The following is a 19,048-nucleotide window of genomic DNA, read 5'->3' as shown; positions in this document are numbered from 1 at the left end:
CGGCATAATCGTCCGGCCCCGTTCATTCCACCGACTTGAGGGCGGCGAGCATGTCCACGTCGCGCAGCCTGCGGTAGACGACCAGCCCGAGCGCGGCGAGGACGAGGGCGATGAGGACCAAGGGCGCGGCGAACGCCGCCCATCCGAGCGCGGGGTCGAACATGACCTCGTCCGGAGGCACCTCGGTGATGATGTACCGGTGGAGGCCGGCGCCGATTCCGTATCCGGCGAGGATGCCGATCGCGGAGAGCAGGATGGTCTCCCGGTAGATGTACATCGTGGTCTCGTTGGTGTGGAAGCCGAGCACTTTGATGGTGGACAGCTCGCGTATGCGTTCGGACACGTTGAGGTTGGTGAGGTTGTAGAGGATCACCACGGCGAGGAGCCCCGCCACGAGAATCAGCACCTCCATGATCTGGTCGAGCGAGTCGACGATCGTGGCCACCTGGTTCTTCATCGTGGTGTTCTGCACCACTCCCCTGACGCCGTCCACGTTCATGAACGAGGCGCCCTGACGCCCGGCATTGCCGATGCCGCCGTCCTTGAGCCGGACCATGTAGGCGTTCGACCGGTAGGTCTTGTGGAACGTGCGGCCGTATCCGCCGGAGGTCATCACCATGAAATGCCCGATGTACATCTCGCTGACGCCGTCCACGCGCACCTGACGGTCCACGCCTTCGGCGTCGGTGACGGTGATCGTGTCCCCCACGTCCGCGCCCAGCATGTCCGCCATGCGTTCGGAGATCACCGCCCCGCGGTCGGTGAGCACCTGGGGCTTGTGCCCGATGCGCGAACGCAGGGTGAGGTAGTCGCCGAAGTTGTAGGCGTCGTCGGTGACGAGCAGTGTGATGGTCTGCTTGTCGTGCTCCTCGCTCGCCGTTTTGGTGAGTTCCTCGTATCTGATCGGGGTGGAGGATTCCACGGCGTCACGACGCATCGCGTCGGCCACGGCCTTGCGTTCCTGCTGGTTGTCGTCGGCGCGTTCGGCCACGATGAGGTCGTAGTGGATGAGCTCGTCGAACTGCCGTTCGCCGATCTGGCCGATGGACGCCTGCACGCCGAGTCCGGCGGTGAGCAGCGAGACCGCGCCGGCCACGCCGAGGATGGTCATCAGCCCGCGCGACTTGTAGCGGAACAGGTTGCGCGCGGTGACCTTGCGCGTGAAGTTGAGCCTGCCCCAGATGAATCCCACGCGTTCGAGGAGTATCTTCGAACCTTTCGCTGGAGGTTTGGGCAGCAGCAGGGCCGCCGGCTTGTCGCGCAGCTCGCGGGCCGTGGCGAGCATCGCGGGCACGATGGCGCTCGCCCATGCGAGCAGGAACGCCGCCACGGTGACGAGGGGGTGGAACGCCAGTCGGATGCGAGGCATCGTGAAGCCGCTGTCGTAGGCGTGGTAGACGATCAGCGGCAACAGCGTATGTCCGGCGGTCACGCCGATGACGGTGCCGATCGTGGAGGCGGTGAACCCGTAGAACACGAATTTCCCGAGGATGTCCGCGTTCCCGTAGCCGAGGGCTTTGAGCGTGCCGGAGTTGACGCGTTCCTCGTCGACCATGCGGCCCATCGTGGTGAAGGTGACGAGCGCGGCCACGAGGTAGAGGAACACGGGGAAGATCATGGCGAGTTTCTCCACGATGTTCGCGATGATCTCGTACACGCGGTAGCCCTCGGAGGTCAGTCCCTCGCGCCGCCCGTCGATCGAGTAGGCGGGTACTTCGAGCGTGTCCACCTTCTCGCGGGCGAGCGCGATGTCGTGTTCGGCTTTCTCGATCTTCTTCTCGGCCGCGGGTTTGGCGGCGTTGAATTCGGCGAGTCTCGCGTCGTACTCATCCTGCGCCTTCTCGATCCGCCGTTGGCCCTCGACGAGCTGGGAGACGCCGGATCCCGTCTCTGCCCCATCGGAGCCGCTGTCGGCCAACGTGGAGACGACCGTGCCGAGTTCGCTTTGCTTGTCGGCGAGCTGGTTTCGCGCGTCGGCGATGGCTGCGGCGTTGCTCTGGTATGCCTGCGAGCCTTGTTCGAGCTGCGACGCCCCGTCGTTCCATTGTGCGAGCGCGTCATTGTAGGCGGCGAGTTTCGTGTTGTACTGCGCTGCGGCGTCGTTGTAGGCGGCGAGCGCCTTGCCGTATTGCGCTTCGGCGCTGTCGTACGCGCCGCCGGTCAGGCCGCTTGACTCCCATTGCGCGAGGAGCGCGCCGATCTTGTCGAGCACGGTTTTGGCGGCGTCGAGCTGGGTGCGTGCCTGGTCGAGTTGGCTGTTCGCTTGGACGAGTTCGGTCCATGATTCGTCGAGTTCGCCTTGGCCTTGGCCGAGCCGTTGCGCGCCGGCGGCGAGCGCGGTCTGCGCGGCGTCGAGCTGGGAGTCGGCGGAGGCGATCTGCGCGGTCGCTCCGGCGAGTTCCGCCACGGCCGCGGATGCCTGGTCGGTGGCCTGGATGGTGCCGTCGGCGAGTTGGTCCTTGCCGTCTTCGATCTGGGTTTTCGCGTCGTCGAGTTGTCGCTGCGTATCGGCGAGCTGTTGCTTGGCGTCGTCGACCTTGCGCTGCGCCTTGTCGATCTGCGCGCGTCGGTTTTCGCGGATGGAGGCGGCGCGCGCGTCTGGCTGGTTGGCGAGCCGCTTGGTCAGTGCGGTCTTGTGCGCGTTCACCCGGTCGCGGTAGTCGGCGGTCCAGTAGCCGATGTCGCGGGTGTCGCGGAAGGTGATGCGTCCGATCATCGTCACGTCGGAGTCGAACACGGTTTTGGTGACGACCGCGTAGCCGTCGAGTTCGCCCGTTCCGGCGGTGGATTGGCCCATGTTGAGGTTGGAGACGGTGTCGCTGGCGTCAACGAATCCGACGACGGTGAAGCTGTCGCGCGTGAGCACGGTGTCGCCGGCGATGTCAGGGCGTTCGGTGAGTGTGATGGTGCTGCCGACCGCGTATGTGTCGCGTTCCGCCCGGTCGAGCGCGATCTCGTCCGCGTGTTCGGGCAGGCGGCCTTCGATCACCTCGTAGGTGGAGACCGTGTCGGGTTTCGAATAGACGCGCAGGCTGTGGTTCGAGTTCCGGATGACGACGTCCTTGAAGTAGCCGAATTCGGCTTGTGCGACGCCGTCGGTCGTGCGGATGATCCTCTCGTCGTCGCGGCTCAGCCCGTAGTCGCTGATGACGGTGACGTCGGCGAGGTCGTGGCGGTCGTAGAAGTCGGTGCCGGTGATGCGCATGTCGGGTCCGGTGACGAACAGTCCGACGAGCGCGAACGAACCGAGGACCATGAGGCTCACGATGGAGAGGAACCGGCCTTTGGATTTGCGCAGGGTGATGCGGATGTCCTTCCACAGCATCCGTTTGCGCGGATGTTTCGCGCGGCCCTTGCGGTGTGTGCGGGAACGGTACGCCATGCTCACCACTCCAGATCCTCGATGTCCATCGGATGCGCGTTGGTCTCGATGGATTTGACGCGGGCGTCGTGCATGTGGATGACGCGGTCGGCGATCGGCGCGATGGCCGAGTTGTGGGTGACGATGACGACGGTGGCGCCTTTCTCGCGGCTCTGGTCCTGCAGGATCCTCAGGACCTGTTTGCCGGTGTTGTAGTCGAGCGCGCCGGTGGGTTCGTCGCATAGGAGGATCTTCGGGTTCTTGGCGACGGCGCGGGCGATGGCGACGCGCTGCTGTTCGCCGCCGGAGAGCTGCGCCGGGAAGTTGTCGATGCGGTGTTCGAGGCCGACCTCGACGAGCACCTGCACCGGGTCCTGCGCGTCGCGCACGATCTCGGAAGCGAGTTCCACGTTCTCGCGCGCGGTGAGGTTGGCGACGAGGTTGTAGAACTGGAACACGAAGCCGATGTCGTAGCGGCGGTAGTCGGTGAGCTGCCGCGCGGTGTAGTTCGAGATGTCCTTGCCGTCGATGATCACCTGGCCTTCGGAATTGGTGTCCATGCCGCCGAGGATGTTGAGCACCGTCGATTTGCCGGCGCCGGACGCGCCGAGGATGATGGCGAGCTCGCCTTGCTCGATGCCGAAGCTCACGTCGTTGTTGGCCGTGATCGTGGTGTCTCCCATGTGGTACCGCTTGAAGCTGTGCACCATCTCGATATATGCCATGACGGTCTTCCTTTCCCTGTGTTTCCTCGGCTCCCCCTGTCAGGGGAGCTGTCGGTGAAGCCGACTGAGGGGTAGTCGCAGGTCGCCGCCTGCGTACCATGAATGAACAACGTGTTGATTGTGTTGTCACGATGGTAGGGACGCATGGGAACGGCGGTCAATGAACGGTTTCCCCGATTGCGTTCAGATTGGACACATCGGAGGAAATTGGTGATTCACCACCCTATATCGACAACATGTTGATAGAATCGGGTGTCAGGTTCGACGAAGACGGGAGGATCATGGCAGGCAAACGCCACACGAAGACGGAGGCGAAGATCAAGGCCGCGTTCACCACGCTTGTGCAGTCGAAGGGATTCGACGCGATGACGGTGAGCGACATCGCCCGCACGGCCGGCATCAACCGCGGCACGTTCTACATGCACTATCTCGACAAGTTCGATCTGCGCCAGCAGCTCATCGACGACACGATCGCCGATCTGACGACCATCCTCATCGACAACGCCGACTCCGACGCCCGCACCGTGTCCGACACCACCGGGCGGGCGATCTGCGACGCGTTCCAGGCCGAATCGATCTCCGCCGCGTTGCGCTACGTGCGCGACGACTATGCGTTCTTCAACGCGATCTCCCGTTCCGGCAACGACATGCAGCTCTACGACAAGCTGAAGAAGGTGCTGAAGCAGCTGATCGTCACGCAGGCGCAACGGCTCGGTGCCGACCCGCAGTCGGCCTACAACGGCATCCCGGCGGACTATGCGATGGAGATCCTCGTCTCCGCGGTCTCCTCGATCATCTGGCTGTGGATCCGCCGAGGATGCCGGGAGACGCCCGAGGAGATCTGCCACATCATCGAGAAGAACAAGACCACCGCCCCCATCGACGTGCTGTGGTGACGCGATGGCCCATCGGGCGCTGGGCCATCGCCGCAACCGTGCGGGAACACGTCACCGGCGGGCCGGACACGGTCATCACTGCCGCCCTTTGCGTCGGCGCGGGGTGAGGGCGGCGGGGCCGTGCCGCTTGATGGCGAACATGAGCGCCCTGAGGCCGCCGATGCGCAGGTCGGGGCGTTCGCCCCGCGCGATGCGGTTCATCTGCAGTTCGAACCAGCTGATGACGAGGATGCCGCCGAACGCCTTGTCGAGCGTCGTGATGCCGGTCGTCACACGCGGCAGGTCGACGGAGCCGTCCCACCGGTCGCGGATGATGCGGTTCGGCAGGTCGGGCACGAGCGCCAGAGGGCGGGCGATGCCGATCATCTGCGTGATGCCTTCGTCCAGCGCGCGTTCCATGTCGCGCGCGTTGCGGAAGCCGCCGGTCAGGGCGACCGGCACGGTCAGTTCGCCTTTGATGCGGCGCGCGAAATCGGTGAAGTAGACGCCGCGACGGCGGTCCTCCGCAGCGCCGCCGCTGGTCTGGATGACCGGTTTGGCGTAGGTGCCGCCGGAGATGTCGATGAGATCGACGCCGCGGACTTCGAGCTGCTTCATGACCCAGATGGATTCCTCCTCGCTGAAGCCGCCCGGCACGCCGTCCTGCGCATTGAGCTTGACCGCCACGGGGAAATCGGGGCCCACCGCCTCGCGCACCGCGTCGAACACGTCGAACAGGAATCGGGCACGGTTTTCGAGGCTTCCGCCGTATTCGTCGGCGCGCCGGTTGTCGAGCGGCGAGAGGAACTGGTTGATGAGGTAGCCGTGCGCCGCGTGGATCTCCACGCCGGTGAAGCCCGCCTTCTTCGCGATGCGCGCCGTGGCGGCGAACCGGCGGACGATGTCGCGGATCTGCCCGTGGGTGAGTTCGGTCGGTTCGGCGAAGAACCTGCCGTATTCGCCGTCGACGCCGCCGGCGCTCGGGGCGAGCGGATGCGGGTTGATGGTGATGGGCGACTGTCGTCCCGGGTGGTTGATCTGCATCCAGCAGTGCGCGCCATGCCCGGTGCCGGCGGCGGCCCACCGGCGCAGCATGTTCAGGTCGCGTTCGTCCTCGACGGCCACGTTGCCGGGTTCGCCGAGCTGCGTGCGGTCGACCATCACGTTGCCGGTGACGAGCACGCCGGCCCCTCCCCTCGCCCATGTGCGGTAGAGGCGCACATGGGCTTCGGCCGGCTCGCAGTCGCGGCCGGCGAGCGCCTCGTTCATCGCGGATTTGTAGAACCGGTTCTTCACTCTCACGCCGCAGGGCAGGGTCAACGGTTCGGCGATCGGCGTCGCGGTCTTGTCGTTCGTCATGATTCCAGCTTTCCATACGTCCATGTTTGTACAGTTGTCCAACTTATCATAAAGTTGGACACATGCAAAATCATGGACGATGGGCTATGCTGGACGATCATGAAGAAGGATCTCAACGCCAAACTCACGCGCGGCACGCAGCGCACGCTCGACGCGTTCTTCGACGCGATGACCGCCCTGCTCGCCGAGAAGCCGTTCACCGGCATCAGCGTCAACGCGCTGTGCGAACGGGCCGGCTATCCGCGCGCCACGTTCTACAACTATTTCGAGGACCGCGACGACCTGCTCGACTACTGCTGGACGGCGTTGTCCGATCAGGCGAATCTCTCCGATCTCGCGTCATCGGAACCGGAACATCGGGTGGATACGGCGCTCGACGCGATGGCCGACCTGCTGGAGTCCAACGCGGACCTGCTGCGCGCGGTGCTGGAGCACAATCCGCCCGAGGGGCCGCTGTTCTCCAGTCTGCGCATGTTCATCGAGCGGAAGTCGCATGAGATCATGAGCACCTGCGTCGACCGTGACCGCTTCGACCTGCCGGCCGATCTGATCGCCGACCATTACGCGAACACCGTGATGCTCGTCCTCGACTGGGCGTATCTGCGCGGGCACACGCTCACCCGCGAGCAGCTGCACACCTATACGCATACGCTGCTCGCCGGCGTGGAGCGGGGATAGGCGAAGGCCCACCGTGAATCACCGGGCGGGAGCACTCCGCATCTCAGACGAACAGGCCGACCATCTGCGCCGCCAGCGCGATCAGCAGGGCACAGGAGATGACGAACCACACGCCGCCGACCACCGCGGTTCCGATGCCGACGCCCTTGCACCATGACGGCACGGGCTTGCGGCGGTACACGCGCCAAGCCCTCCACGCCAGCAGCGCCGCCCCCTCGACGGCGAGCAGGAAGGCGATGCCGAGGCATACGCCCGCTCCGACGGCCAGAGCCGCTCCCACGCCCAGGATGGCCAGCTCGACGGCCATGACGGCGAGCATGACGATATACAGCGCGATCAGCACTATGAACAATCCGGCGATGATCATCGGCCCCTCCCCCTATGCTCCGGGCGCTCCGGATCCGTCAGCGGACGCGGACGCCGCGACGTCTCCGGCGTTCCTTCGATTATCCCTGCCGCACCGGACCGTCAGCCCCTGCGACGGCCCGCGCCTTCGCCGCGCAGGAACACGAGCGGGATGACGATCAGCGGGACGGCGCATGCGCCCATGGCCAGATACGTCAGGTTCAGGCCATGCATGTCGGCGGCGGCCATGCCCATGCCGCCGGCGTGCGCGGACGCCGCCAGCGCGGTCATCATCCCGACGAACACGGCCTGGCCGATCGCCCCGGCGATGGTGCGCAGCGCGGTGAGCAGCGCGTTCGCGTCGGCGAGACGCCCCTCGCCCGCCGCGCTCGTGCCCCAGGTGACCAGCGGCATCATCAGGCAGCCGATCGCCAGCGAGCGCGCCACGTTGATCGTGGCGGCCACCCAGATCGACGCGGACAACGGCAGCAGTCCCATGCACAGGTTGCTGGCGGTCAGGCAGACGCCGCCGACGAGGAACAGGCGCTTCACGCCGAACCGGTCGTAGAGACGGCCTGCCATCGGGCTGATGACGGCCATGGCGAGCGAGCCGGGCAGGCTCACCAGACCGGCCATCGACGCGGAGCCGCCTTTGATGGTCTGCACGTAGAGCGGCAGCATCACCGACGATCCCATCATCGCGAAGTACAGCAGCATGCTGCCGACCACGCTCAACGCGAATCCGCGACGACGCAGGATGCGCACGTCGAGGAACGGGCGTTCGTGCCTCAGCTGCAGCATCACGAACCATACGGACGCCGCGACGCCCGCCGCCAACGGGAGCAGCACCGTCATGCTCGTGAACGGCATGGAGCCGATGTTGCCGATGCCGAGCGTCACGCCGCCGAACGCGACGACGCTCACCGCGAACGACAGCATGTCGAAGGACCGTTCGGACGTGTTGAGCACGTTGCCGAACACGAGGCACGCGGCGGCCAGCGACACCGCCATCACACCGGTCACCAGGTAGAAGATGGAACGCCAGCCGAACGCGTCGACCATCATACCGGACAATGTGGGCGCGATCACCGGCGTGACGCCGACGGCGAGCCCGTACCAGCCCATGACCGTGCCGCGGCTGTCCGGATAGATGGTCATGAGCACGACCTGCGCCATCGACATGAGCAGTCCGTTGCCGCACGCCTGGATCACGCGGCCGACCATGATGGCGGCGAACGGCACCGGGGCAACGCAGACCAGCGAGCCGACGATGAACAGCGCGGCGCCGGCGAGGTAGAGCGGCTTGGTCGGGAACCGCGTGATGAGGAACGCGGTCAGCGGCATGACGATGCCCATGGCGAGCGAGTAGCCGCTGGTGAGCCACTGGCCGGTCCGCATGTCGATACCCAGATCGTGCACGATGGGCGGCAGCGCCGTGGTGAGCGCCGTGGCCATGATGGTCGTCGCGATGCACGAAAGCATGATGTTGACGAAGATGAGCGCGCGGCGACGCTCGCTCAACGAGGTGGGTTCAAGATAGGACATGGTGCTGCTTCGTACGGTTTCGTTTCTGGGGTTCACACGCCGGCGAGGTCGAAGACGCGTTCGATGACGGCGTCGTTGAGCAGACGCCCCTTGCGTGTGGGGATGACATGGGTGCGGCCTTGCGCATCGGTCTCGATGACGATGAGGCCGTCCTCGACCATCGGCCGCAGTTGCGCGGCGTCGATGGGTCGCAGGGACGTGGAGCCGTCCGACTCGCGTGCGGAGTCGATGGCCCGGTTGATGCGGGTCAGGTCGAGACCTTCGCGGATGCGCAGGCCGAGCATGATGAGCTCCTCGAGGTTCTCGCCCGGCGTAATCGCCTCGCTGCCTCCCCACGGGACGCGGCTCTCGTTGATGGCTGTGGCCCACATGCGCGGGTGGGCGATGTCCCACGCGCGCAGGGCGTGCGTCGCGGCGTTGCCCCCGGAGGCGACGGCGGCGTAGTGCGAATGCGCGCCGGGGCCGATGCCGGCCCAGTCGACGTTGCGCCAATAGCCGAGGTTGTGCCGGCTCTCATACCCGGGTTTCGCCCAATTGGACACCTCGTACCATGCGAGGCCCGCGGCCGTGAGCAGGTCGTCGGCGATCTCGTATTTCGCGGCCTCGTCGTCGTCGTCCGGCTTGGGCAAGGTGCCGGCGGCAATCCGACGGCCCATCTTGGTGGTCGGTTCCACGGTCAACGCATAGGCGGAGATGTGGTTCACGCCGAGATCGATGGCCGTGCGCACCGACGTGCGCCAATCATCGAGGCTCTCCCCCGGCGCGCCGTAGATGAGGTCGACGCTGGAACGCAGACCGGCCTTGTCCGCCGCGTGCACACCGGCTGCCACGTTTTCGGGCGTATGCGTACGGTCGAGCGTCTTCAGCACGTGCGGCACGGCGGACTGCATGCCGAAGGAGATGCGGGTGAACCCGCCTTCGGCGACACGGTCGATGTAGTACTCGTTGACCGTGTCCGGATTGGCTTCGGTGGTGATCTCCGCGCCGGGAGCGATGCCCCAGATGCGGCGGACGGCGTCCAGCATGGCCACGAGGTCGTCCGCGGAGAGGATGGTGGGCGTGCCGCCGCCGAAGAACACGGTGTCGGCCGGAGGCTCCTCGATGCCGTGCGCCAGCTGCCATTCACGCGTGAGCTCCATCTCGCGCACGACCATGTTCGCATAGTTGCCGCGCGACGCCCCCGCTCCGAGGTCGCGCGCGGTGTACGTGTTGAAATCGCAGTACCCGCAGCGCCGCATGCAGAACGGCACGTGGACGTAGACCTCGAACATCAGCCTTCGGTCTTCTGGGCGGCGCGGATCTTGTCCTTGGTGTCGCGGTCGTTCGCATCCTCGCCGGTGGACAGGGCGGCGATGAACGCCTCCTGCGGCACTTCGACGTGGCCGAGCATCTTCATGCGCTTCTTGCCGGCCTTCTGCTTCTCGAGGAGCTTGCGCTTACGCGTGATGTCGCCGCCGTAGCACTTGGCGAGCACGTCCTTCCTGAGCGCGCGGATGTTCTCACGCGCGATGATGCGCGAGCCGATCGCCGCCTGGATCGGAATCTCGAACTGCTGGCGCGGGATGAGCTCGCGCAGCTTCTTCGTCATCATCACGCCGTAGGAGTACGCCTTGTCGCGGTGCACGATGGCGCTGAACGCGTCCACCTTCTCGCCCTGGATGAGGATGTCCACCTTGACGAGGTCGGCCGACTGCTCGCCGTCCTCATGGTAGTCGAGCGAGGCGTAGCCCTTGGTGCGGGACTTCAGCTGGTCGAAGAAGTCGAACACGATCTCCGCCAGCGGAATGCGGTAGTGCATCTCCACGCGGTCGGTGGAGATGTACTCCATCGTGCCCATCTGGCCGCGATGGTCCTGGCACAGGTCCATGACCGCGCCGATGAAATCCTTCGGCGTGATGATGTCCGCCGCGACCATCGGCTCGACGATCTTCTTGATCTTGCCGTCCGGGAACTCGCTCGGATTGGTGACGTGGTGCTCGGATCCGTCCTCGCTGGTCACCTCGTAGGTGACGTTCGGCGCGGTCTGGATGAGGTCGAGTCCGAATTCACGACTGAGACGCTCGGAGACGATCTCCATGTGCAGCAGGCCGAGGAAGCCGCAGCGGAATCCGAAGCCCAGCGCGACGGACGTCTCCGGCGTGTAGACGAGGGCGGCGTCATTGAGCTTGAGCTTGTCGAGCGCCTCGCGCAGTTCGGGGAACTGCGCGTTGTCGATCGGGAACAGGCCGGAGTAGACCATCGGCTTCGGATCGCGGTAGCCAGGCAGCGGCTCCGTGGCGGGGCGCACGGCGGAGGTCAGGGTGTCGCCCACCTTCGACTGGCTCACGTCCTTCGCGCCGGTGATGATGTAGCCGACCTCGCCGGCACCGAGCGCCTTGGTGCGGGTCATGTCCGGGCTGATCACGCCGATCTCGATCGGATCGTGCGTCATACCGATGCCCATCATGTGCACCTTCTCGCGGTCGTGCAGTTCGCCGTCCTCCATGCGGATGTAGGTGACGATGCCGCGGTAGGAGTCGTACACGGAATCGAAGATCAGGGCGCGTGCCGGCACCTCGGGGTCGCCTTCCGGAGCCGGCACCTCCATGACGATCTGGTCGAGCAGGTCGGCGACGCCTTCGCTGGTCTTGCCGGACACACGCAGCACGTCGCTCGGCTCGCAGCCGATCAGGCCGGCGATCTCCTCGGCGTGTTTGTCCGGTTCGGCGCTCGGCAGGTCGATCTTGTTGAGCACCGGGATGATGGTGAGATTGTGGTCGATGGCCATGTACAGGTTCGACAGCGTCTGCGCCTCGATGCCCTGCGTCGCGTCGACGAGCAGCACCGCGCCCTCGCATGCGGCCAGCGCGCGCGACACCTCGTAGGTGAAGTCCACATGGCCGGGGGTGTCGATCATTCCCAGCGTGTATTCGGTGCCGTCGAACGTCCACGGCACGCGCACGGCCTGCGACTTGATGGTGATGCCGCGCTCCTGTTCGATGTCCATGCGGTCGAGGAAGCGGTCGCGCATCTCGCGTTCCGGCACGATGCCGCTCAGCTGCAGGATGCGGTCCGCCACGGTGGACTTGCCGTGATCGATGTGCGCGATGATGCAGAAGTTGCGGATCAACGACTGGTCGGTGGAACCGGGCTGGTTGTGCTGGGTGGCCACTGAGCATGCCTCCTAATCGACTGTAGTCAAACCTACATTAGTGTACGCGAAATAAGAGACCCCGCAAACCGACGGGTTTGCGGGGTTCCTCGACCATCCGCTCAACGGAGCGGATTCAGTCTCACAGGGCGTTGATCGCGAGGGCGAGGCCGGACTTGCGGTTGGCGGCCTGGTTCTTGTGGATCACGCCGGCGCCGGCGGCCTTGTCGAGCTTGCGGGCGGCGACCTGGTAGGCGGCCTGGGCGGCGGCCTTGTCACCGGCGGCGATGGCCTCGCGGGTGGCGCGGACGGCGGTCTTCAGACCGGACTTGACGGCCACGTTGCGCTTGTGCGCCTTCTCGTTGGTGATGACGCGCTTCTTCTGCGACTTGATGTTTGCCAATGTAACTCCAAACGACGTTTGCTATAAGGACATACGAGACGTAGATGATAGCACGCCGTGCGGATAACACGACGCGCCGTCTTCGGCCGGCCGGCGCGGCTCTCCCGCCCCCGTACCGGACGGGCGTCGGGAGGGACGTCAGACGTCGTCGTCATCGTCCCAGCGGGCGCGCGGCCCGCGGCCCACGGAGCCGGATTGCGGCGTGATGTCGGGGCGCCTGAGGTAATGGCTCTCCCCCGGCAGATAGACGTTGTGCCGCTCCACGGCGCCCGGGAACGTGATGTTGTAGATCACGGAGGCCAGACGCATCCCGACGATGAGCACGATGATGAGCACGTCGAGCCCGATCTCCTGTTCGGCGTTCAACAGTCCCGCCATACGCCCCTTGCACACGAACACGGTACACACGCATCCGATGGCGGAGGGCACCGCATACCAGTGTTTGTCGCGGATGATCATCGGCACGTCGTTGAGCAGGATGTCGCGGGTGAGGCCGCCGCCCAGCGCGGTCGCCATGCCGAGGAACCCGGCGGTCATGCCGGACGTGCCGAGGTACATGGCCTTCGCCGTGCCGTTGACCGCGAACAGGCCGAGCGCGAGCGCGTCGAGCGTGATCATCGACCATTTGAGCTTGTTGACCTCCGGGTGGACGATCGCGATGGCGACGCCGGAGACGAGCGCGGTGACCACCGACCATCGGTCGGTGATGCCGACGGGAGGCACCTCGAGCAGCACGTCACGCAGGATGCCGCCACCCAGGGCGGTGAGCCACGCGATCACGAGGATGGCGAACAGGTCGTACCGCTTGCGCACGGCCGCGAGCCCGCCGACGAGACCGCAGCAGAACACCGCGAGATATTCCACGCCCATGAAGAACGCGTTGCTCTCCAACGCCACCTGCATGAGCAGCCCCCTTCCGTCGTTACAGGACGACGACGCATACGACGACCGCGATCAGCACGACGGCGACCGCGGATCCCGCCAACAGGCCGACGGACGGTCCACGCCTGCGGGCGGCGTGCCGCCTCGCCTGGCGTTTGCGGTCCCCCCGCGGCTCATCGGCACCCCCGCGTCGATGGCGTCCGCGCCTCGCCCCCCTCTTCCTGCCGGCGGCGGCCCCGTGCCGTCGTCGGGTACGCGCCGGCCGCGATGCATCCGCATCGTCGTTCCCGTCGACGCCATCCGCTTCCGATGATGCGGGGACCGCCGGCTTCTCGTCGTCCTCGGTCCGCAGCCGTGAGATGTCGTATTCCGGCATCGTACGCGCCAAGGCGGTGAGTTCGGCGCTGACGTGTGATTCGGAGCATTGCTCCGCGATGCGCCTCACGCGGTTGAGCATGAGGTCGAAGGACTCCTCGTCCGCATGCGTGGATTCGCTCTCGTCATCCTCGAATCCGGCCATGTGCTGCCGCTCGATCAGATCGTTCACATACGAGTGGACGTCGATATGGAGGTTCTCATCGAGATCGAGCAGGACGGAGCGGGACTCCGGCACATGTCGCGATGCACCGTGAGTCTCCGTTTCCCTAGTCTGTGCAACGTCCACGAACGCACCCGTCAATCGAATCTAGTATGCAATGACCATGTCCCGGCTCCCCGGCGGGATGGATCAGATGAAGCTGTCGGTGGCCCCCGACGACGACTTCAGGCTGCCGGGGAACTTCGACGGATCGACCAGCGAGGGATCCGTGTCGCCGCCGGCGTCCACGCCCACCAGCACGTTCTGAATCGTCTTCTTGGCGTATTCGCCGCCCGAGACGCGGGAGCGTCCCGCCGCCGCGGACAGGGAGCCGTCGTCCAGGGAGTCGAAGGAGCTCAGCAGCACCGAGCGCATGTCGCTCACACGGGTCATGAGCTGGGATTCCATGTCGCGCAGGCTGTCGATGCGTGACTGCAGACGCGAGATCTCGCGGTCGGCGGCGGCGCGGCGCTGACGGGTCTCTTGCTCGGAGGTCTCCTTGGCCTCCTGGATGATGGAGACGCGGAACTTCTCCGCCTCCTCCTCCTTCTCGGTGGCCACCTGATTCGCGTTGGCGAGCACCGACTTGGCCTTGGCGAGGATGTTGTCGGACTCCTGCTGGGCCTCCAGACGGCGCTGGTTGATGCTCTTGAGCATGTCGTTGATCTCGGCGGAGGTGTCCTCGCGCTGCTTGGTGATCACGGAACGGGCCTGCTCGAGCTCGTCGGCGGCCTTCTTCAGCGTCTCGGCCTTCGAGATCTCCGCATCGCCGAGAATCTGCTTGGAACGTTCGTTCGCGTCGCTGAGCATCTTCGCCGATTTCGCCTTCGCGTCGTTCAGCATCGCTTCGGACTTGCTGCGGGCCTCGTCGAGCTGGCGACGGGATTCCGTGAGATTGCGCTGGGCCTCCTCGCTGGCGCCGGCCTTGATGCGTGCGGCCTCCTGCTCGGCGTCCTGGCGCTGTGCGGCGAGGGTCTTCGCCTGCTCCACCTTCTCGGCGGCGAGCGTGGTCTGCCAGATGGCGCGCTGCTTCTCCAGATCGGCCTTGGTGGCCTCGCGCATGTTCTCGAGTTCCATGTCCAGGGCGCTGCGACGTTCCGAGATCTCCTTGGCGGCACGCTTCTTGTCGGCGTCGATCTTCTCCGCCGTGTTCTTCTGCAGCAGCTTGGCCTCCTCGTTGGCACGTTCGAGGATGCCCGCGGACTTCTTGCGTGCCTCGGCGAGGATGAGCTGCACGTCGTTGTTGGCCTGCTGGACCATGTCCGCGATCTGCTGCGTGGATTCACGCTTGTGGTCGGCCGCCTCCCTCTTGGCGCGGGCGATGAGCTCCGTGCTGGTCTTCTCGGCGGCGTTGAGCAGCTGCTGCGCGCTGGCACCCAGATACTTCACCGAGTTCTGGGCCGTGTTCTGGGCCTCCTCCTCGGCCTTGGCGGCATGCTTGCGTGCATCGGCGAGCTGCATCTGGGAGGACTGGTAGTCGCTCTGCAGCTGGGAGAGGGAGTTCTTCAGATCGTCGATCTGCTGCTGCAGCGTCGAAGTTTCCTGGGCCATGTGCGTGACGTATCCGTCGACCGACTCCTTGTCATAGCCGCGGAACGCTGTAGGAAACCCCATCTCCATCTGCCCTATCCCTTTCTCATGGATGCCTCGCCGTGTATGCTGCTCCACATAATAGCATGGCGGTCAGCGCATCCTCGTATATGGCTCCATTTTCCCCGCCGCGAACGGCATCGTCCCCCTACTGCAAGGCCCCCGCGGGTGCGAATCGCACCGCGGGGGCCGGATTCGGCGAAACGCCTCAGCAGACCTTCCACATCCAGTTGTGCGGATCCTCGATCTCGCCGAGCTGGATGCCGAGCAGTTCGTCGCGCAGCGACTGAGTGAGCTCGCCGACGCCGCCCTCGGCGACGGTCACGTCGAACTTCGGGGACTTGAAGCGGCCGATCGGCGTGATGATGGCGGCGGTGCCGCAGGCGAACACCTCGGTGACCTCGCCGGACTTGATGTCCTCGAGCAGCTGCTCGAGGGCGATCATCGTCTCGACCACGTCGATGCCGCGGTCCTGCAGCAGCTGGATGAGGGAGCGGCGGGTCACGCCCGGCAGGATGTTGCCGGTCAGCGACGGGGTCTCCACATGGCCGTCCTTGTGGACGACCATCATGTTCATGCCGCCCAGCTCCTCGAGGTAGGTCTTGGTCGCCGCGTCGACGAAGCAGACCTGCTCGCAGCCGTTCTCGATGCCCGTGTACTCGCCGAGCAGGGAGGCGGCGTAGTTGCCGCCGCACTTGGCGAAGCCGGTGCCGCCGGGGCCGGTGCGGAACCACTTGTCCTCCACCCAGATGCTCACCGGCTTGACGCCGCCCGGGAAGTACGGGCCGGACGGGGAGGCGATCACGCAGTAGTCGACCTCGTGCGGGGCGCGCACGCCGAGGAACGGCTCGGAGGCGAACATGAACGGACGCATGTACAGCGTGTACTCGCGGCGGGACGGGACCCAGTCCACGTCACGCTTGACGAGCGCGGCGACGGAGCCGATGAAGTCGTCGACCGGCAGCTCGGGCAGGTACAGGCGCTTCGCGGAGTTCTGGAAACGCTCGGCGTTCGCGTCCGGGCGGAACAGCCAGGTGGAGCCGTCGGCGTGACGGTAGGCCTTGAGGCCTTCGAAGCATTCCTGCGCGTAGTGCAGCACGGATGCGCCCGGGTCCATCTTGAGCGGCGCGTACGGCTCGATGCGACGGTCGCCCCAGCCCTCGCCCTTGGTCCACGTCATGTGGGCCATGTTGTCGGAGAAGACCTGGCCGAAGGCCGGCTTGTCGATGAGTTCGGCGCGCTTGGCGTCGGAGGCCGGATTCTCGTTCGGCAGTACGGTGAACGGCTCGACCAGCTTGTCGAGCGCCGCCGGATCGTGATGCGTGTTCTCAGTCATGTTCACTTCTTTTTGTTGCATTCGGCCGTGCGATGGCGGCCTTTCGAAGGGGATTGCCGCGCGCTTGTGGCGCCCGGTGCTGTCAGTTACTTTCGCACATCCCGCAACCGCGGATGTGCGCCGGTTCACATTATGAAAAGCAAAAGGGAAGACCCGCGAGACGTGTCGCGGGTCTTCCCGGGGATCATATCGTCAGGCCGGCCTCACGCCGGCGGCGATCACTTGGCGTCGGCGGCCGGGGCGGCAGCGGCGTCGGCGTCGGCGGCCGGGGCGGCGGCCTCCGGGGCGGCGGTGGACTCGGTGGCGTCCTCCGGCACCTCGACGGTCACGACGGACTCCTCGGCGTTCTCGACGTCGAGCTCGACGCCCTCGGGCAGGACGACGTCCTTGGCGAACACCTTGGTGCCGTCGGTCAGGCCTTCGACGTTCACGACGATGCGCTCCGGCAGGTTGGCGACGTCGGCGCGGACCTTGAGCTCCTGGATGTCGACGAACGCGACGGCGGCGCCCTTCGGGGTGCCCTCGACGAAGACCGGCACCTCGACGTCGATCTTCTCGCCGGCCTTGACCTCGTAGAAGTCGATGTGCTCGACGATGCGCTTGACGGGGTTGCGCTGCACGTCCTTGACGACGGCCATGGCCTTCTCGTCGCCGAAGTTCAGCTCGAACAGGGCGTTGGTGTGGCGCAGGGAGAGGGTGGTCTCCTTCATCGGCAGGGTGAGGAACTTCGGATCGGCGCCACCGGCGTAGATGGTGGCGGGGATGAGCTTGGCGACGCGCATGCGGCGGGCAGCGCCCTTGCCGAACTCGTTGCGGACTTCGCCGTTGAGGACGATCTTGGTAGCCATATCTGGCCTCCTTGGGTTGTAATGGACGTATGTGTCACTTGTCGTTCTGTCTTTTGACGCCACGACGCGCCGCAGAACGCCCCCTAGGAGGTTCATCACGCCGAGTCGATAACGGAAGAAGCGGACTCCGATGGAATCCTCGTCTTCCCTCGCCAAAGCAACAGCAACCAAGTATACGGGAACCGAGGACAACCTCGCGGCTACAATCAAGGGAGGAAACGTTTTTCAGGGAATCGAGTTGCGATGAGGCGAGTCACCAGGAACATGCTGATCGGGGCGGGCGCGGGCGTGGGCGCCGTGGCCGCCGGATTGCTCACGACGGCCGAGCTGATGTTCCATCTGTCGCTGGACCAGGAATGCTCGCATTGGATGGAGCGTCTGATGAGCAACGGCGCGGCGTCGGACTATCTGGAGACGCCTCATCGGGACGCCGACGAGGAGACGGAGGCCGCGCACTGGTTCGAGACGGCGAAGCAGCCCGTCTCGATGCGTTCCGAGGACGGTCTGAAGCTCCACGGCTGGCTGTTCGACCCGGACCGCGCCTCCCCCGCCCGGCATTTGTATGCGGTCTGCATGCACGGCTATGCCGGCAGACCCTCGGAAATGGCGAAGTACGCGCACCGGTTCGCCCGCATGGGATTCACCGTGCTCGTCCCGGCGCAGCGCGGCTACGAGCTGAGCGAGGGACGCTACATCGGCATGGGATGGCTGGAGCGCCGCGATCTTCTGGGTTGGATCACCCTCATCACCGCGAGCGACCCCGAGGCCCGCGTCCTGCTGCACGGCGTCTCGATGGGCGCCGCCACGGTGATGATGACGACCGGCGAACCGGAGCTGCCCCGCAACGTCGTCGCCGCGATCGAGGACTGCGGATACACGTCGGTGCGCGACCAGTTCCTGTTCAACGCGAAGCACATGTACCATCTGCCCCATCGTTGGATGGGCGCGCCGATCGTCGACCTCATGTCCGCGATCTCGCGCCGGGTCGCCGGGTACGGCTTCCGCGAGGCGTCCTGTGTGCGCTCGCTGCGCCATACGATCATTCCGATGATGTTCATCCACGGCGAGGCGGACGCGTTCGTCGACCCCGCGTTCCTCGACCGCAACATCGCCGCATGCGCGGGGCCGGACCGCGAACGTCTGCTGGTGCCGGGCGCCGGTCATGCCCTCGCCGCAAGCACGGATCCGGAGCTCTATTGGAGCCGCGTCGCCGCGTTCGTGACGCGCGTGTTCGCCCTGTGACGGTTCGTCCCGTGGCCGGCATCGCCTCCGGAACGACCTGGAAACGACGGGAGCCCCTCCGAGGAGGGGCTCCCGTGCGGTTGAAGCCGGTACGCCGGCACAACGAATCGTTCGCGTAATGCGTGCGGCCTCTAGGCGCACCGAAGGAAGCG

16 protein-coding genes are annotated in these 19,048 nt (G+C 65.7%); 3 read left to right on the top strand and 13 right to left on the bottom strand.

Annotated features, from left to right (window positions below):
* Window positions 1-22: 22 nt before the first annotated feature.
* Window positions 23-3,382 carry an ABC transporter permease gene (locus AC1AYN_RS08770; RefSeq protein WP_476532954.1) on the bottom strand — a complete coding sequence of 1,120 codons (3,360 nt, stop codon included), beginning with the start codon at window positions 3,380-3,382 and terminating at the stop codon, window positions 23-25.
* A 2-nt stretch (window positions 3,383-3,384) separates the two neighbouring features.
* Window positions 3,385-4,086: an ABC transporter ATP-binding protein gene (locus AC1AYN_RS08765; protein WP_476532953.1), complete on the bottom strand. Its 702-nt coding sequence runs from the start codon at window positions 4,084-4,086 to the stop codon at window positions 3,385-3,387.
* 281 nt (window positions 4,087-4,367) lie between these two features.
* Between AC1AYN_RS08765 and AC1AYN_RS08760 the strand changes: the two genes are divergently transcribed.
* Window positions 4,368-4,982, top strand: coding sequence for a TetR/AcrR family transcriptional regulator (locus tag AC1AYN_RS08760; protein ID WP_476532952.1), 615 nt, complete (start codon window positions 4,368-4,370; stop codon window positions 4,980-4,982).
* A 75-nt stretch (window positions 4,983-5,057) separates the two neighbouring features.
* Here AC1AYN_RS08760 and AC1AYN_RS08755 read toward each other — a convergent pair whose 3' ends face one another.
* Window positions 5,058-6,320, bottom strand: a complete 1,263-nt coding sequence (locus AC1AYN_RS08755) for an NADH:flavin oxidoreductase/NADH oxidase family protein (protein WP_476532951.1) — start codon at window positions 6,318-6,320, stop codon at window positions 5,058-5,060.
* Between the two features lie 72 nt (window positions 6,321-6,392).
* On the opposite strand from AC1AYN_RS08755, the gene AC1AYN_RS08750 reads away from it, so the two are divergent.
* On the top strand, window positions 6,393-6,998 hold the full coding sequence (locus AC1AYN_RS08750) for a TetR/AcrR family transcriptional regulator (protein WP_476532950.1): 606 nt from the start codon (window positions 6,393-6,395) through the stop codon (window positions 6,996-6,998).
* A 43-nt stretch (window positions 6,999-7,041) separates the two neighbouring features.
* Here the strand turns inward: AC1AYN_RS08750 and AC1AYN_RS08745 are convergent, their stop codons facing one another.
* The 10 genes from AC1AYN_RS08745 to AC1AYN_RS08700 form a co-directional block, all read right to left on the bottom strand.
* The gene (locus AC1AYN_RS08745) at window positions 7,042-7,365 is read right to left on the bottom strand and encodes a hypothetical protein (protein WP_476502398.1); all 324 of its coding nucleotides are present in this window, start codon (window positions 7,363-7,365) and stop codon (window positions 7,042-7,044) included.
* 101 nt (window positions 7,366-7,466) lie between these two features.
* On the bottom strand, window positions 7,467-8,888 hold the full coding sequence (locus tag AC1AYN_RS08740) for a DHA2 family efflux MFS transporter permease subunit (RefSeq protein WP_476532949.1): 1,422 nt from the start codon (window positions 8,886-8,888) through the stop codon (window positions 7,467-7,469).
* A gap of 32 nt (window positions 8,889-8,920) precedes the next feature.
* Entirely contained in the window at window positions 8,921-10,159 is a 1,239-nt protein-coding gene (gene hemW / locus AC1AYN_RS08735) for a radical SAM family heme chaperone HemW (RefSeq protein ID WP_476532948.1), read from the bottom strand.
* On the bottom strand, window positions 10,159-12,039 hold the full coding sequence (gene lepA / locus AC1AYN_RS08730; RefSeq protein WP_476532947.1) for a translation elongation factor 4: 1,881 nt from the start codon (window positions 12,037-12,039) through the stop codon (window positions 10,159-10,161). Before lepA ends, hemW begins: the two co-directional genes overlap by 1 nt.
* Window positions 12,040-12,160: 121 nt before the next feature.
* Window positions 12,161-12,421 (bottom strand): 30S ribosomal protein S20, encoded by a 261-nt coding sequence (gene rpsT / locus AC1AYN_RS08725; RefSeq protein WP_476502394.1) that lies wholly within the window; start codon window positions 12,419-12,421, stop codon window positions 12,161-12,163.
* Between the two features lie 138 nt (window positions 12,422-12,559).
* Window positions 12,560-13,324, bottom strand: a complete 765-nt coding sequence (locus AC1AYN_RS08720; RefSeq protein WP_476532946.1) for a trimeric intracellular cation channel family protein — start codon at window positions 13,322-13,324, stop codon at window positions 12,560-12,562.
* A 19-nt stretch (window positions 13,325-13,343) separates the two neighbouring features.
* Window positions 13,344-13,916 carry a hypothetical protein gene (locus tag AC1AYN_RS08715; RefSeq protein WP_476532945.1) on the bottom strand — a complete coding sequence of 191 codons (573 nt, stop codon included), beginning with the start codon at window positions 13,914-13,916 and terminating at the stop codon, window positions 13,344-13,346.
* Between the two features lie 114 nt (window positions 13,917-14,030).
* Complete coding sequence (locus tag AC1AYN_RS08710; RefSeq protein WP_476502391.1) at window positions 14,031-15,494, bottom strand: DivIVA domain-containing protein; 1,464 nt, start codon at window positions 15,492-15,494, stop codon at window positions 14,031-14,033.
* Between the two features lie 184 nt (window positions 15,495-15,678).
* Complete coding sequence (locus tag AC1AYN_RS08705; protein ID WP_476502390.1) at window positions 15,679-16,806, bottom strand: branched-chain amino acid aminotransferase; 1,128 nt, start codon at window positions 16,804-16,806, stop codon at window positions 15,679-15,681.
* Between the two features lie 218 nt (window positions 16,807-17,024).
* Window positions 17,025-17,654: a 50S ribosomal protein L25/general stress protein Ctc gene (locus AC1AYN_RS08700; RefSeq protein ID WP_476502389.1), complete on the bottom strand. Its 630-nt coding sequence runs from the start codon at window positions 17,652-17,654 to the stop codon at window positions 17,025-17,027.
* Between the two features lie 243 nt (window positions 17,655-17,897).
* Between AC1AYN_RS08700 and AC1AYN_RS08695 the strand changes: the two genes are divergently transcribed.
* The gene (locus AC1AYN_RS08695; RefSeq protein WP_476532944.1) at window positions 17,898-18,896 is read left to right on the top strand and encodes an alpha/beta hydrolase; all 999 of its coding nucleotides are present in this window, start codon (window positions 17,898-17,900) and stop codon (window positions 18,894-18,896) included.
* The last annotated feature ends 152 nt before the right edge of the window (window positions 18,897-19,048 follow it).

The organism is Bifidobacterium sp. LH_413, assembly GCF_056357015.1.
Note: the sequence above shows the minus strand (reverse complement) of the source record. Positions and strands in the feature narration are given on the sequence as shown.